This is a genomic window from Pseudomonas sp. GB2N2 (genome assembly GCF_054897705.1).
In genome coordinates this window covers 2,064,824-2,080,000 of record NZ_CM142701.1, presented here as the reverse complement: position 1 = coordinate 2,080,000, position 15,177 = coordinate 2,064,824, and the positions used below count along the sequence as shown (strand labels likewise).

The 15,177-nt window shown below is 57.5% G+C and carries 13 protein-coding genes and 2 rRNA genes (1 of these 15 running past the window's edge); 6 read left to right on the top strand and 9 right to left on the bottom strand.

The window, feature by feature from the left end; all coding sequences use genetic code 11:
- From ACYZT4_RS09410 to ACYZT4_RS09400, 3 genes are all read left to right on the top strand, one after another.
- Positions 1-1,510: ribosomal RNA gene (locus tag ACYZT4_RS09410) — 23S ribosomal RNA — on the top strand (it extends 1,382 nt beyond the left edge of the window).
- Between the two features lie 157 nt (positions 1,511-1,667).
- Positions 1,668-1,783 (top strand): 5S ribosomal RNA (rrf, locus tag ACYZT4_RS09405).
- A 189-nt stretch (positions 1,784-1,972) separates the two neighbouring features.
- On the top strand, positions 1,973-2,164 hold the full coding sequence (locus ACYZT4_RS09400; protein ID WP_461987198.1) for a 3-hydroxyacyl-CoA dehydrogenase family protein: 192 nt from the start codon (positions 1,973-1,975) through the stop codon (positions 2,162-2,164).
- 29 nt (positions 2,165-2,193) lie between these two features.
- On the opposite strand, the gene phnX is transcribed toward ACYZT4_RS09400, so the two are convergent.
- From phnX to phnD, 7 genes are all read right to left on the bottom strand, one after another.
- On the bottom strand, positions 2,194-3,021 hold the full coding sequence (gene phnX / locus ACYZT4_RS09395; protein WP_461987196.1) for a phosphonoacetaldehyde hydrolase: 828 nt from the start codon (positions 3,019-3,021) through the stop codon (positions 2,194-2,196).
- A gap of 86 nt (positions 3,022-3,107) precedes the next feature.
- Positions 3,108-3,980, bottom strand: coding sequence for a LysR substrate-binding domain-containing protein (locus tag ACYZT4_RS09390; RefSeq protein WP_461987194.1), 873 nt, complete (start codon positions 3,978-3,980; stop codon positions 3,108-3,110).
- 54 nt (positions 3,981-4,034) lie between these two features.
- A complete protein-coding gene (locus ACYZT4_RS09385) occupies positions 4,035-5,330 on the bottom strand; it encodes an MFS transporter (protein ID WP_461987192.1) in 1,296 nt (431 codons plus the stop codon).
- 126 nt (positions 5,331-5,456) lie between these two features.
- The gene (psrA, locus tag ACYZT4_RS09380) at positions 5,457-6,548 is read right to left on the bottom strand and encodes an iron-containing alcohol dehydrogenase PsrA (RefSeq protein ID WP_461988620.1); all 1,092 of its coding nucleotides are present in this window, start codon (positions 6,546-6,548) and stop codon (positions 5,457-5,459) included.
- Positions 6,549-6,684: 136 nt separating this feature from the next.
- Positions 6,685-7,503: a phosphonate ABC transporter, permease protein PhnE gene (gene phnE, locus ACYZT4_RS09375; RefSeq protein ID WP_461987191.1), complete on the bottom strand. Its 819-nt coding sequence runs from the start codon at positions 7,501-7,503 to the stop codon at positions 6,685-6,687.
- Between the two features lie 2 nt (positions 7,504-7,505).
- The gene (gene phnC / locus ACYZT4_RS09370; protein ID WP_461987189.1) at positions 7,506-8,303 is read right to left on the bottom strand and encodes a phosphonate ABC transporter ATP-binding protein; all 798 of its coding nucleotides are present in this window, start codon (positions 8,301-8,303) and stop codon (positions 7,506-7,508) included.
- Positions 8,300-9,169, bottom strand: coding sequence for a phosphonate ABC transporter substrate-binding protein (gene phnD / locus ACYZT4_RS09365; protein WP_461987188.1), 870 nt, complete (start codon positions 9,167-9,169; stop codon positions 8,300-8,302). The genes phnC and phnD overlap by 4 nt, the downstream gene beginning before the upstream one ends.
- A gap of 109 nt (positions 9,170-9,278) precedes the next feature.
- Between phnD and ACYZT4_RS09360 the strand changes: the two genes are divergently transcribed.
- The gene (locus tag ACYZT4_RS09360) at positions 9,279-10,157 is read left to right on the top strand and encodes a LysR substrate-binding domain-containing protein (protein ID WP_461987186.1); all 879 of its coding nucleotides are present in this window, start codon (positions 9,279-9,281) and stop codon (positions 10,155-10,157) included.
- 135 nt (positions 10,158-10,292) lie between these two features.
- A complete protein-coding gene (locus ACYZT4_RS09355) occupies positions 10,293-12,212 on the top strand; it encodes a tyrosine-protein phosphatase (RefSeq protein WP_461987184.1) in 1,920 nt (639 codons plus the stop codon).
- Positions 12,213-12,257: 45 nt separating this feature from the next.
- Here the strand turns inward: ACYZT4_RS09355 and ACYZT4_RS09350 are convergent, their stop codons facing one another.
- Entirely contained in the window at positions 12,258-13,199 is a 942-nt protein-coding gene (locus ACYZT4_RS09350; protein ID WP_461988618.1) for an AraC family transcriptional regulator, read from the bottom strand.
- Between the two features lie 247 nt (positions 13,200-13,446).
- Positions 13,447-14,229: a CHAD domain-containing protein gene (locus ACYZT4_RS09345; protein WP_461987182.1), complete on the bottom strand. Its 783-nt coding sequence runs from the start codon at positions 14,227-14,229 to the stop codon at positions 13,447-13,449.
- A 159-nt stretch (positions 14,230-14,388) separates the two neighbouring features.
- Between ACYZT4_RS09345 and ACYZT4_RS09340 the strand changes: the two genes are divergently transcribed.
- Positions 14,389-15,168 (top strand): ParA family protein, encoded by a 780-nt coding sequence (locus ACYZT4_RS09340; protein ID WP_461987180.1) that lies wholly within the window; start codon positions 14,389-14,391, stop codon positions 15,166-15,168.
- Positions 15,169-15,177: the final 9 nt, after the last annotated feature.

Sequence of the window (15,177 nt, the reverse complement as noted above, 5' to 3'; positions counted from 1 at the left end):
ATTCCTGTACTTCTGGTTATTGCGATGGAGGGACGGAGAAGGCTAGGCCAGCTTGGCGTTGGTTGTCCAAGTTTAAGGTGGTAGGCTGGACTCTTAGGTAAATCCGGGAGTCTAAGGCCGAGAGCTGATGACGAGTTACCCTTTGGGTGACGAAGTGGTTGATGCCATGCTTCCAAGAAAAGCTTCTAAGCTTCAGGTAACCAGGAACCGTACCCCAAACCGACACAGGTGGTTGGGTAGAGAATACCAAGGCGCTTGAGAGAACTCGGGTGAAGGAACTAGGCAAAATGGCACCGTAACTTCGGGAGAAGGTGCGCCGGTGAGGGTGAAGGACTTGCTCCGTAAGCTCATGCCGGTCGAAGATACCAGGCCGCTGCGACTGTTTATTAAAAACACAGCACTCTGCAAACACGAAAGTGGACGTATAGGGTGTGACGCCTGCCCGGTGCCGGAAGGTTAATTGATGGGGTTAGCTAACGCGAAGCTCTTGATCGAAGCCCCGGTAAACGGCGGCCGTAACTATAACGGTCCTAAGGTAGCGAAATTCCTTGTCGGGTAAGTTCCGACCTGCACGAATGGCGTAACGATGGCGGCGCTGTCTCCACCCGAGACTCAGTGAAATTGAAATCGCTGTGAAGATGCAGTGTATCCGCGGCTAGACGGAAAGACCCCGTGAACCTTTACTATAGCTTTGCACTGGACTTTGAATTTGCTTGTGTAGGATAGGTGGGAGGCTTTGAAGCGTGGACGCCAGTTCGCGTGGAGCCAACCTTGAAATACCACCCTGGCAACTTTGAGGTTCTAACTCAGGTCCGTTATCCGGATCGAGGACAGTGTATGGTGGGTAGTTTGACTGGGGCGGTCTCCTCCTAAAGAGTAACGGAGGAGTACGAAGGTGCGCTCAGACCGGTCGGAAATCGGTCGTAGAGTATAAAGGCAAAAGCGCGCTTGACTGCGAGACAGACACGTCGAGCAGGTACGAAAGTAGGTCTTAGTGATCCGGTGGTTCTGTATGGAAGGGCCATCGCTCAACGGATAAAAGGTACTCCGGGGATAACAGGCTGATACCGCCCAAGAGTTCATATCGACGGCGGTGTTTGGCACCTCGATGTCGGCTCATCACATCCTGGGGCTGAAGCCGGTCCCAAGGGTATGGCTGTTCGCCATTTAAAGTGGTACGCGAGCTGGGTTTAGAACGTCGTGAGACAGTTCGGTCCCTATCTGCCGTGGACGTTTGAGATTTGAGAGGGGCTGCTCCTAGTACGAGAGGACCGGAGTGGACGAACCTCTGGTGTTCCGGTTGTCACGCCAGTGGCATTGCCGGGTAGCTATGTTCGGAATAGATAACCGCTGAAAGCATCTAAGCGGGAAACTAGCCTCAAGATGAGATCTCACTGGGACCTTGAGTCCCCTGAAGGGCCGTCGAAGACTACGACGTTGATAGGTTGGGTGTGTAAGCGCTGTGAGGCGTTGAGCTAACCAATACTAATTGCCCGTGAGGCTTGACCATATAACACCCAAGCAATTTGCTTGCTCTAACGAGCACCAGATTGCGGTGTGTGAAGACGAAACGAACCGAAAGTTCGATCTCGCAAAAACACCGAAAGCTATCACATACCCAATTTGCTGAAGCGAGGCCAACTGGTCACGACTCAGTACCCGAATTTCTTGACGACCATAGAGCATTGGAACCACCTGATCCCATCCCGAACTCAGCAGTGAAACGATGCATCGCCGATGGTAGTGTGGGGTTTCCCCATGTGAGAGTAGGTCATCGTCAAGATTAAATTCCGAAACCCCAATTGCGAAAGCAGTTGGGGTTTTGTTTTGCCCGCAGGAAAGTATCTATCGCGGATTATCCCCATCTGAGCTGAATGATCGAACTGACTGCACCAGAAACTCGTCGATCAGCGATACAACCTGCTGCTGGATCACCTCACGTGGTCGAGCGCCTTCGCCATCCCGGCAAATCATGCCATCGCCTGGGGACGATTCTTCGATCAACGCCACCGCGCCAGGTTTGCACACCGACATAAAGCTGAAGAACGAAGCCGCGCGGGTGGTCGAGGACGGCGTGGCCAGCGCGGAAGATATCGACACCGCAGTGCGCGTCGGTTTTGGCCTGCGTTTCTCGGTGTCGGGCCTGCTCGATTTTATCGACTGAGGCGGCGGGTCATCAGCAGGTTGGCGGAGTCAGCAGCCTTGCGGCGTTTCACCGCGCGCCAAGCGTGCATTGATCTCCTCGACGATGGCAGGCAAGTCGACGATGGTGTCGATCAGGTAGTGCGGGCGAGAGCCTTCAAACATCTTGATGATGCGGGCGCGTTCTTCTGCCAGTTTGTCGGAGGGCAGCGCCTTGTATTGATCGTAGGTCAAGCCAAGGGCGTTGCCGGAACACGTCAGCGCAACGGTCCACATGCCGGCGCTACGCCCTTCGAGGATACCGGGCCAGGTGTCATCGACCTTGACGCACGCGGCGACATCGCTGATCCCCAGCGCGATCACATTGGCCAAGGCCTGCGCCGGATGCGGGCGGCCATTGGGCACTTCGTCGGTCGCTACCACCTGGTCGGCGACGTAGCCATTGTGGCGCGCGAGTTCCACTACTTTTGCCATGACGACGGCTGGATAACCCGAACACGAACCGATTTTCAAACCTTGGTCGCGCAGCGCCTCGATGGCGTCCAGGGCGCCAGGAATCAGCGCTGAGTGCAGCGCAATTTTCTCGATTTGCAGCGGCATGAAACGCTCATAAAGCGCTGTGACGTCCTCATCGGTCGGTAAGCGATCAAACACCGCACGATAACGTTCGGCTATCTGCGGCTGGTTGCATAGTGTGCGAATGTGGTCCCACTTACCCATGCCCATGGGACCGCGCGCTTCCTCCAGCGAAACCGCCACGCCGAACTCGGCGAAGGCCTCGACGAAAATTTGCGTAGGGGCGAAGGAGCCGAAATCAACGACGGTGCCGGCCCAGTCCAGGACCACGGCTTGCAGTTGAGCAGGTTGTTGATAGTGCATGGTGAATCTCCACTTTTGGGTAGGGGGAGACCGTCCCTCTCATTCAAGAGAAGTAGGTCTATCGATTGTTAAAATGCGTTACAGAATCAAATAGCGGGCGTCGGGCTTGAGTCGAACAACTCCGCGATCATCGGCCGGTTTCGCCGAATACCGAGGCAGCACAAGTGGTAGTCGATGGAAAACGGGTGACTTACAAACGTGATCGGTCTCGTGCCTGGGGTTTCGGCGTACTCGACCGCAGAGACAAAACCAATCCCGATGCCCTTGGCGATGGCGTGGACGATGGCTTCGCGGCTGTTCAACTGCATGACACAGTTAAGCGACACGTCGAGACGCTTGCAGCTTTCTTCCACCAGCTGGCGGGTGCGTGAGCTTTTTTCTCGAAGCACCCACCTCTCACGGCTGATTTGTTCAACGTGGACTTCTTTCTGACTGGCCCAGGGATGGTCGTCGCGGACCACGGCAATAATCGGATAGCGTCGGTAGAGCTGCGTATCAAAACGCTGGTCGAATTCGGACAGCGCCAAAATTGCTACATCAATGTCGAAGTTGAACAGCCGGTCCAGCGTCTCCTTTTCAGGAGAAAACGAAGTCTCCAGTTCGATGTCCGGGTGCCGCTGCATCAATTCGTACGTCAGGTTCATCGCGATAGGCGGGGACACCGCGCCCAAGCGCAACATACCCGTCTTGCGTTGCTTGAAACTGTGCAGAAGTTGCACGGCTTCATCCTCTTGGCCGAACAGGCCCTGAGTGATCGCATAGAGCTTGTGTCCCGCAGAACTCATCTCGATAAAACGACCGCGACGGTGGAACAGTTCCACAGAAAACTTCTTTTCCAGGGCGTTGACTTGTTCGCTCACGGTCGGCTGACCGACGCTCAGGTACTCGGCGGCGAGTGTGAAGCTGCCGGTCTTCGCTACCGCATGAAAGGAACGTAGCCACTTGTGGTATTGGTACATACAAAATCCTGTTCCTGAGACGTCATCTTCACTTCAAGCCTGTGCATCGTGCGTTCAACGCCTGATGAACAACGCCACCACCGCGCTGCAAAGGCACGCGGTCGTTACCACGATGAAGATCAACGAGGTATTGCCGGTGCTGTCGAGCATACTGCCGATCAGCGGTTCCGCCAGGCCCGCAAACAGATAAGACGAGAAGTTCATGACGCCGGTTGCGGTGCCGGCGCGCTTGGCTCCGACCAGGTCGGGGCAGAGCGCCCAGAAACTCGACGCCGGGCCGTAAACAAAGAATCCGCAAAGAAATAACGCGATGAGCCCCGTGGCACTGTGCGGCGCAAGGGTCCACATCCACAGGCTGGTGGCTGCACCCAGGACCATGTAGAGCATGATCGCCAAGTAGCGTTTGGAACCGAACAGTTTGTCGGAAATCCAGCCATTACTGAGCGCGCCGATGGCCATGCCTACGGGCAGGGCAACGGTGATCCACTTCGGATCGACCAGGCTGTCGCCGCTTTTCCAGTTGGCACCCAGAAAGTGCACGGGCACCCAGACGATCAAGCCATAGCGAGCCGCGTTCTGAAAGCCCAGGGACACGGCGGCAATGATCAAGCGGAAGTTTTTCAGGACCGCTTTATAGCGTTGCGCAGAAGTTTCGACCTCGCCGTGTGCAACTTCATGATTTTTGTCGTTGGCGTTGGCAACGCCGGTATCGGCGAGCGATTCAAAACCAAGGTCCTGCGGGCGTTCGCGTGCCACCAAATAGAAGATGATCCCGCCCGCCAGCATCAGCAGCACCGGCAAACGGAAGATCCAGCGCCACTCCAGATGCATCACCTCAAGCACCACAATCGATGTCACGTAAGACAGGACCGAGGCGCAACCGGCGGCGAACACGTATAAGCCGTACACCTTGCCGCGCTCGCCGGCGCTCCACCAGTTGGAGATCAGCCGACTGCCCGGCGCCCAACCCAAAGCCTGGAAATAACCGTTGATGCCCCAAGGCAGGATCAGCGCGGCAAAACTGCCGGCGAAGCTGGTCACCCAGTTGGCGGCGCAGGACAACACCGCACCGGCGGTCATGATGCGGCGGCCACCGAACTTATCGGCAAAGTTACCGTTGATTGCCTGACCGATGGCATAGGCCCAGAGCATGGCGGCCGATGCCCACCCAAGGTGTTCCTTAGTAAAACCGAACTCGGCCTGGATCCCAGGAATGGCGAAACCGAAGGTTTGTCGGCCCGTGTAGAAAAACAAATAACAGAACATCGCCGCCAGCAACATGCGCCATTGAGCGACTCGGAATGAGGCGGTGTGTTCGGCCAGAGCAGGCATGGTTTGGGCACGATTCATGATCTTTTCCTTATTATTGTTCGGTCCCACCGATTGGCGACGGCGGGTGCACTCTTTTGAGGGTGCAGCAGGAAATCGTCGCGGCTCGTCATGCCGCCGACAGTGCTTGTTTGGTATTGGCAGGCTCTACGCAGCCAGAGATCCGATGAAGTTTTTGCCCCTGGCGCCCTGCATGGCGAAATTAATCATTTGCTCGGCTTGGGAGGTCGTTACGCCGTAGTCGGAAAATTCCGTTTTCACGTCCAGGCTGTGCAGGAATTCACGCAGCTGAGCTTGGGCTTTGTCCAGATCGTTGCCGAAAATTCGTTGCAGGGTACGGTCCCTTGCGGCGTCATGACCCCAAGCCAGGCCCAGCACCAGCGGCAAGGTGAAGGAGCAGGCGATACCATGCGGCAGGCCGTAGTGCAGGGTCATTTCATAGGAGATGGAGTGGGCGAGGGCAGTTTTGGTATTGGAAAATGCCAACCCGGCCTTGAGCGCGGCCAATGCCATGCGTGAACGCAATTCCGTGTTGGACAGGTCCCGATGCAGTAGCGGCAGGCATTCCAGAATGTCCGCAATGGCGGAGATGGCGAAGGTGTCCGAAACCGGATTGGCATTGATGTTCCAGACCGACTCCAATGCATGCGACAAGGCATCCAGCCCTGTGGAGACGGTGACGCCTCCGGGAACGGTCAGCATCAACTCCGGGTCGACGATGGCGACCTTGGGCCAGGTGCATTCAAGGTGCAGCGAATATTTTTTGAGGCTGGCCGAGTCCCAGATCGTCGCCCAAGGCGTCACCTCGCTCCCGGTGCCGGCCGTAGTGGGCGCCGCGATCAGTATTTTTCTGCGCGCCGGGACGAAAGGTTTACCCGTTGCCAGCAACGCGAGCAATTCATCGAAGTGCCCCGATTCAGTACCGACGATCAACGCCTTGGCGGTATCGATGACACTGCCGCCACCCACTGCAATGACCGCGTGGCATTCGCCGGCTTGCTGCCAGAAACGTTCATAGGTATCACGTAGCTGGGCCACATCAGGATTGGGCTGGACATCCTCGATCACATACACCAGGCGGTCGCCCAGCAGGTCTTGAATGCGATCGACCAATCCCAGTCCACGCGCTTCGGGAAAGGTCACAAGGGCGACTTTCTGGTTTTCAGTGATGTCGGCAAGCTCGTGAAGGCTGCCCCAGCCGAAACGTGTATCAACAGGATTGTGGAATCGGGCAGTCATGGCGGGTCCTTTGTTTTTGTTGTTGGAAGTGACCCCATACTCGGGCGCCTTCAACAACAGCTCAAATCGATAATTCGCAGGCTTCAATCGGCTGAACCGATACCTGATGCAGCGTGAGTGATAGCTTGTGCGGTATTCAGTCATGAGCGCCACGCTGGATCGCGTTGCGCAGTCTGCCCGACACCGCGTCGGCGACGATCACCATGAAGGTAATGACGATGATGCAAGTGGCAGTCTCCTGATACTTGAAAAGCTTGAGGCTACTCACCAGCTCAAAACCAAGTCCGCCGGCGCCCACCATGCCGAGTACGGTGGCCGAGCGCAGATTGACTTCGAAGCGGTAGAGCACCACCGCAATCCAGGCCGTGATGACCTGCGGCAAGACTCCAAATACGATGACTTGCAAGGGCCGTGCGCCGGTAGCCCGGAGCGCATCGATCGGGCCTTGGTCGATCTCCTCGATGCTCTCTGCAAAAAATTTTCCAAGCATGCCCAAGCCATGCAGTGCCAACGCCAGCACCCCGGGGAAGGGGCCCAGACCAACCGCCGAGACAAATATCAGCGCCAGGATCAGTTCATTGATGCTGCGGGTGAAATTGAGGAACTGCCGGGTTGCGTGGAAAACCCAGCGGTTTTTGCTCAGGTTACGTGCCGCCAGAAATGACAGCGGGACAGCCAACACTACGCCAAGCAATGTTCCCCAGATGGCGATTTGCAAGGTTTCGACGGCGGGAGCCAGCAACCGGGGGAGAATGCTGAGATCCGGTGGCACGGTGCGTGCCAGGAAATCGCCGATTTGCGGCAGGCCCGCGGCCAGTTCTCCCACGCTTAGCTGTGCGCCCGAAGCGCTCCAGTGCAGCGTCAGAATGACAGCCAGCACCATCGCGCTGGTGGACAGCCAGCCACGCGTTCCGCGGGGCAAGTTCACGGTCCACAGATAGCTTTGTTGTTTCATGCTCAAACCCTCAATTGCGTGGCGTGGGCCATAGGCTCGAACGCTGTCGGTGGCGCGATCTGCGCTTCCGTCGCCTGGCCGGGATAAATGCGCTGCAAATCGGCCTCGGTCATGCTTGCCGCGTCACCGTCGTACACCAGCCTTCCGTGGGCCAGGCCGACAATTCGATCGCCGAACTCACGGGCGTAATCAACCTGATGCAGGTTGCACAACACCGTAATGCCCAACTCACGCGTGGCGTCGCGCAGGTATTGCAGCACCAGGCGTGCAGTCTTGGGGTCGAGACTGGCCACCGGTTCGTCCGCCAGGATCACCTTCGGCCGTTGCGCCAAGGCGCGAGCAATGCCCACGCGTTGCATTTGTCCACCGGAAAGCGCATCGGTCCGTTCCCCGGCTTTATGGGCAAGCTCTACGCGCTCCAGGCACTGCATCGCCAACGCCACGTCCTCGCGACGAAACAACTGCAAGATTGAGGTGAAGGTTGAAACATTGCCCAGGCATCCGGTGAGTACATTTTTGAGGACGCTGAGCCGCGGCACGACGTTGTGGTGCTGGAAAATCATCGCCGCCTGACGTCGCAGGACGCTGGTGTCGTGGCAGGCAAGTGCATCAATGCCCGCCACGGTAAGCGTTCCTGCATCGGCCCGGACCAGTCGGTTGACACAGCGCAACAACGTGGATTTGCCCGCGCCGGACTGGCCGAGCACCACCACGAATTCTCCCGCCGAAACCTCCAGGTCAATCCCGCGCAACACCGGGTTGGCGCCGTAGTGCTTGGTTAGTTGCCGGATGCTGATCATTTCAGCCTCCGCAAATCGAGATCGAGCACCTTGGCGGTATCGCGTACGACGTCATAAGCGGCATCGGTAGTGGATTGGAAGCCATCCAGCTGGCCCTGATCTCCCCAAGGCACATCCTTGATCGAAGCCAGGGCGGCAGCGACTTTTTGCTTGAGTGCCGGGTCGAGGTTTTTACGCCAGACCATCGGTGACTCCGGAATCGGGCGAGAACTCCACACCACCTCGAAGTCATCCTGCTTCACCAGGCCCCTGGCCACGGCGTTGGCCAGAATACGGTCGGCGACTGCGGCGGCATCCACCTTCTGGTTGGCTACCGCGAGGATGCTGGCGTCATGCGAACCGGAGAAGATCACTCGCGAAAATAGCGTTCCCGGATCGAAGCCGGCCTGTTCCAGCCCGGCCTTGGGGAACAGATGTCCAGAGGCTGAGCTGGGGTCGACGAAGGCGAAGGTGTGACCCTTGAGATCGGACAATTGACGAATGCCGCTGTCCTTGCGAGCGAGGATCACACTCTTGTAGGCGCTTTGACCGGTTTTTTTGGTGACGGCTACCGCGAAGGCTTCGACATCCGCTACCGACGTCGCCAGCACATAGGAGAAGGGGCCGAGATAGGCCACGTCCAGCTTGCCTGCCCGCAGGGCTTCGATAATGCCGTTGTAGTCGGTCGCGACAAAAGGTTCGACAGGCATGCCCAGTGTGCTTTCGAGCTTGCTGAGCACCTGCTTGCTGGACTCGATCATTGCCTGAGAGTCTTCTGACGGAATCAGGCCAATTCTCAGTTTTTCGTTCGCCGCCGCTTCGCTGGCAGCGCTGATCGAGAGGCAGGCAAAGGCGGCGACACGCAGGAATCTGGAGAAGTTGTTCATGGCATTCCAGGAGGTGGTTGGAGTTGCCTCAAGGCTAGAAATGTCACGTGACAGTCATACGATCAATTCAATATGGGTTTAAGCAGATAACTATTGATGGAGTCTATGGATGTCGACCGCCAAGATGCGTGCGTTTCTCGCAGTGGCACGCCACGGGAGTTTCAGTGCCGGTGCGCGCGCCTTGGGGCTCAGCCAGCCCACGCTGACGACCCAGGTTCAGGGCCTGGAGCGGCAGTACAACCTCGAGCTGTTTCACCGGCGCGGGCGGCGCATTGAGTTATCCGATGTCGGTCGTCAATTGCTACCCATTGCCCAAGCGATGGCTGCCCTGGATCTGGATGCGCACAACCTGTTGCGCGACTCCGGCCGGCTTGACAGTGGCCAGCTCAAGCTAGGGGCGGTGGGGCCCTTTCATGTGATCGAGATGGTCGACAACTACCTTCAGCAGCATCCGCGCATCGACGTTTCGATACGGGTTGGCAACTCGGCGCAGGTCCTGGCCGATCTTGAAAGTTATGTAACGGACATCGCGGTACTTGCCGGACGTCACGATGATCCTGGACTCTGTGCCGTGCACTACGCGCGGCACGCCATCATCCTGTTTGCCCATCATGATCATCCTTTCGCAGAGCGCGATTCTGTACGACTTGAGGAGCTGGAGGGGCAGCGGTTGCTGCAACGAGAGCCCGGCTCCACCACTCGATTGGTCCTGGAACAGGCGTTGATGGCGGCGCAAGTTGTGCCACGCATCGCCATGGAAATCGGCAGCCGCGAAGCACTGCGTGAAGCCGTCGTGCGTGGTATCGGTCTGGGGGTGGTGTCCGAAGCGGAGTTCATCCCTGATCCGCGTATTCGCACGATTCGCATCGAAGGGGATCCGCTCTACACCGAAACCTTTCTCTACTGCCTGGCCGAGCGTCGATCCAGTCGGCTGATCACATCGTTCTTTGATGTAGTACTTAATGCGCAGACGGTCCCCGTTTTCTAACCTATATCTACGGACAAAAAACGAACTCAGCGGACCAATCACGCCGTGATTTTTCGCCGGGTGCAAACTGTCATATTCGGTATTACTTCTGCACAGATAGTAGCCAGCCCACTGCTTGTTCAATGAGGCTGTACTGTGTTCCCACGTCTTCTGTGTTCGTTGTCCGTTTTGACGTTGTCCATCACCGCCGCTCAAGCCGCCGAGACTAACGTCCTCGACACTCCCCACCTGCGCAGCATCGACAATTTCCGTGATCTGGCAGGTACGACCACTGCGTATTCCACGGCCCACGATGGCACGATGCGTAGCGGCGTGTTCTATCGTTCCAACGCGCTGACCCCGTCGGCCGCGGATCTGGCTACGCTCAATGGCCTGGGCATCAAGGCAGTCTACGACCTTCGCACACCCAGCGAGATTGCTGGCACGCCCGACACGATGCTCACCGGGGCGACCTACGAAAACATCGACATCATCGGCAGCACCACGTCCGGTTCGAACATCACCACGGTCTCGTTCAAAAGTGCAGCCGATGCCATCGCGATGATGCAGCAGACCAACCGGGCGTTTGTCAGTGACGCAGGGATGCGCGGTCAGTTCACCCGGCTGTTCAATGAACTGGCCAGTGTCGACGATGCGCAGTTATTCCATTGCACCGCCGGCAAGGACCGAACCGGTTGGACCGCCGCCGTGTTGCTGAGCATTGCCGGGGTCGACAGCGCCACCATCATGAGTAATTACCTGGCCACCAACGACTACACCGCTGCGCGCATGAAGGCGACGCTGGCGGCGATGCCGGCGAGTATGGCGGCGATCTATGCGCCTTTGCTCGGTGTCGAGGCCAGCTATCTGCAAGCCGGCCTGGATCAGGTCACCGCGCAATACGGCAGCATGGACAATTACCTCAAGCAAGGTTTGGGACTGTCGCAGGAGACCCTTTATGTTCTGCGCGCCAAGATGGTCGACTACAACAGTCTGCCGGGGCAGGCCGGCCTGATCGGTAACGCTGGCGCCGGTGCACAGCTGTTGCAGCAGCTGCAAAACACTCGTCTTTCCGGCACCTACAGTGCCTACAATTATTATCTGCAATCGGCGATCGACGCCGGCAGCCTCGGTGGTGGTGAGTCTACGGTCGGTGGCCAGGTGCACGCGGATGCCGCGAGCTACTTGCTGCGCCAGGAAGCGATGATCGAGCAGGCCGCTTCACCCTACGCCAGCGGCACTGACCTCAAGGTCGGCCAGTACCGTTTGTGGAGCATCGCGCTCGCGGGCTATCTGGGCACTGACGGCTCGTCTCGCACAGCCAGCAGCAACGAGCACAGCCAAGGAATGATGGTCGGTCTGACCCAGCGCTTCTCCGAACAGCTCAGCGCCCATGCCGGCATTGGCTACAGTCGCGGCAATGTGGGCGGTGCGGGCGGCGAGGCCGACACCGACCTGACCTTCTTCAATATTGGCGCACGTTTCGCCCCGGATGGTTTGGAGCACGGACTGTTCGTAGATGCCAACGCCAGCGCCGGCTGGCTTGATTACGATAGCAAGCGCGACCTCGGCGGCGGCTTGGGCACGGCCAAAGGCAATAGCCATGGCAACCTCACCGGCGCGACGCTGGCGTTGGGCTACCGGGTGCCGGTCAGCGGGGCGATCCTCGAGCCGAGTCTTGGCGCGCGGGTCAGCCATCTCGACTTGTCGGGCTTCAAAGAGAAGGGCAGCGAACTGGCCCTCGACGTCGACGGCATTCAGGAAAACCGGCGCAGTGCGGTGGCCAGCCTCAATGTGTCATTTGCCCCTGTCGGCGTGGGGAGCTGGCAGCTGGTGCCGGGAATTGAAGTGGGCTACGAACATACGCTGGGCGATCATCAAGTCGACAGCGAAGGGCATTTGCTGGGGTTGGATATTGAACAACGCGCGGCGTTCGATAATCGCGATCAGTTCACCGGTGGGGTCAATCTCATGGCCAATCTTGGTGCGCTGAGCGTGGGTGCCGAAGTCGGTGCGAGCGGTGGCGGGGACAGCCACGGCTTCAGCGGCGGGCTGAAGGCCAGTTATCTGTTTTGAGAACACCCTTCGGGTTCTGGCCGCCGACGTACGGCGGCCGGCGCTTTAATGTCGGGTTCGCGTATGCAATCCTGATTTCAGGTCCGCTGGGCTGATGCCGTAGGCGCTCTGGAAATACTGGCAAAACCTGCCGAGATTGCTGAAGCCCAATCGCAATGCCACGTCAGTCACGGAAGGCGAATCGCGTTGGCCAAGCGCGTCGTAGGCGCGCTGCAGCCGCACCTGGCGCTGGTACGCCACAATCGAACTCCCGACGAATCGCCGAAAACCGTCCTGTAGCGCGCGCTGGCTGACATGGGTCAATCGGGCCAGCTCCGTGCCGCTGAGCAACTGCTCGGGGTGCGCCTGAATGTGCTCAATTGCCCGCTTCACATGCCGTGGCGCAATCAACGGAGCGGGGCGTTGCAGGGCTTGGGTGAAATTGTGCGGCCAGGCTTCCAGAACCGCGTCCAGCAACATCTCACGCAGCCGCGATGGCATCAGTGTGCCGGTGTTGAGCAGCACATCGAACTCGGCGCCCGTGGCCAGATCGATCAGTGCCCTGATGCCCTGAAAAATCGAGACCTTCAAATCAACCACCGGCTCGAATACCAACCTTTCAATGATTGGCTTTCCCAGCAGCGTCGACAGTCGTTCAGTGAGCAATGCACGCTTGATCGATATCCCGTGCTGCGCATGATTGTCTATAAAGTGCATCGAACGAATATCGGCCTTATCGATGGCCAGCCCCACCTGCGAAACACCGACCGACTCGCAGAGGTGATCGACGATGATCTTGCCGGCGGTAGGAATGACGAAGGTGATTTCGTCTTGGGGATCGGGGACGACCACCGAGAAGTCGCCACGATAATGCATGCGGCGAAAACTAACCCCCTCGTGCCGACCATAGACGCCGCCGATGATGATGTTCGAGGGTAGGGGCGGGGTGTCGGAATAGCGATTGCCGAACATTTTCGCGAACAGCACGCCGAAGTCATCGCTGCACATGTCGTTGGACCGCAGGATGATTTGCTGGCGGGACGGAGTTGAGGACACCTTGGCTGGCACCTTGTCGTAGAGGCTTTATTTCGGGGTGAAGTGCGGGAGAGAAGAGAAGCTAGCAGGCGGGAGTGACAGGTCTGTGACGGCGGAGTGATCTGCAAACCCTTTGCTGTTGAGGTTGCGGAGCGCACTTTGCAGATGCATTAAAAATGCATCATGGGCCCTATATCAAAGCTTTCTAATTGATTTGATATCAGTTTGTAGATTTCGCCAAGTCTTTCTCCAGATGATCCAGCAGCGATGCCAATTTCAACTCGGCATCCGCCAGCGCCTGTTCTGACGCGACTTCCCAATAGGGTGCAATTTCCAGCAGGTCAGGTTCCGCCTCGGCCCGCAGGCACCATTGATGATGATCGTGCCATGAGCCAAGCGACGCTTGCACCGACTTCAATTGCGCGCTGGAGTTTGCCTTGAGCGGTGACAGTGCTGGAAACGCTTCGGAGAGGTATCTCGCGTTTTTCACGATGATCCTCAGCTCATGCCGATCAAAATGTGTGTCCCGAAGTCCGGCAATCAGTTGGGCGATTCTTTTCTTCAGAGCTTTCTCGATCTGTTTTTTTACATCAACCAGCTCGCCGGCTCTCTCGGCGGCCCTGAACATCTCGGGCCATCGATCCAGTTCGGCGAATAGTGTGTCGAGCACCGGGCTCGCAGCGATTTTCCAATACTGACCTGTCAGGGTTGCGCTTCGGTTTGCTGCTTGGCGCGGGTACCCCATTTTCCGAAGTTCACCAACGATGACTTCCAGATCCCTCGTGGGAGTGGTCGCTCTGCCGACCTCAGCGGCCGCTTGATTCAATTCGATAACCTCCGGCAGGTTGCGCAGTGGTCGCAAAAGGCTTCGTATTTTGCGCACTGCAATCCTCAGATCATGCAGCGCTTCGCTGTCACTGTTGGCTTGCAGCCGAGCGTGCGAGTGATAGAGGGAGACCTCCAGGGAAATGATCTGAGCCACAAAATTGTCGACAAAAGACATCTTCGTCCTCGCTTGTCAGGGGGTTCGCAGAGCGTAGCAGAACAACTACTCGTTGCTGCCATTGCGCACGGGAACTGAAATATAAAATTCATCAAGCTGCTGCTGTGGATTCACAGGACATCGATACACTGGATTCTTTTTGTCGCAGGAATCGTGTTGATGCGTCGCGTTGTGTTCAATCAAAAGGGTGGGGTAGGCAAGTCGAGTATCGTGTGCAACCTGGCTGCTGCAAGCGCAATGGAAGGCTACCGGACACTCGTTGTTGATCTGGATGCCCAGGCCAACTCCACTTATTACCTCACAGGCCTGACCGGAAATGACATCCCGGTGGGTATTGCGGATTTTTTCAAGCAAACGTTGTTTTCAGGGTCCGCAGCCAAAAAAAACCGCGCTCATGCTCATATTGTTGAGACGCCCTACGACAACCTCCACCTCATCACTGCCAGTGGCGAGCTGTCGGATCTGCAACCCAAGCTTGAGGCGAAGTTCAAGATAAACAAGCTACGCCGGTTGCTGGATGATATTTCCCAAGACTACGACCGGATTTACATCGATACGCCGCCGGCGATGAACTTCTATACGTTCAGCGCACTCATTGCAGCGGATGCGGTGTTGATTCCATTTGATTGCGATACGTTCGCTCGCCAGGCGTTGTACCAGGTCCTGGCACACGTGGCTGAACTTCAGGCTGACCATAATGATTCACTGATCGTTGAAGGGATTGTAATCAATCACTACGTCAGCACTACGGGCTTTCACCGCAATCTGGTCGAGGAACTCATCGGCGAAGGACTGCCGATACTTCCGGTATACCTCGGCAGTTCAGTGAAAATGCGTGAATCCCATGAGCGCTGCCAACCGCTGATTTACCTCGACAGGCATCACAAGCTGACCAACCAGTTCGTTGATCTTTTGAGTGTGTTGGAGGCAACACACTGATGCATCGAC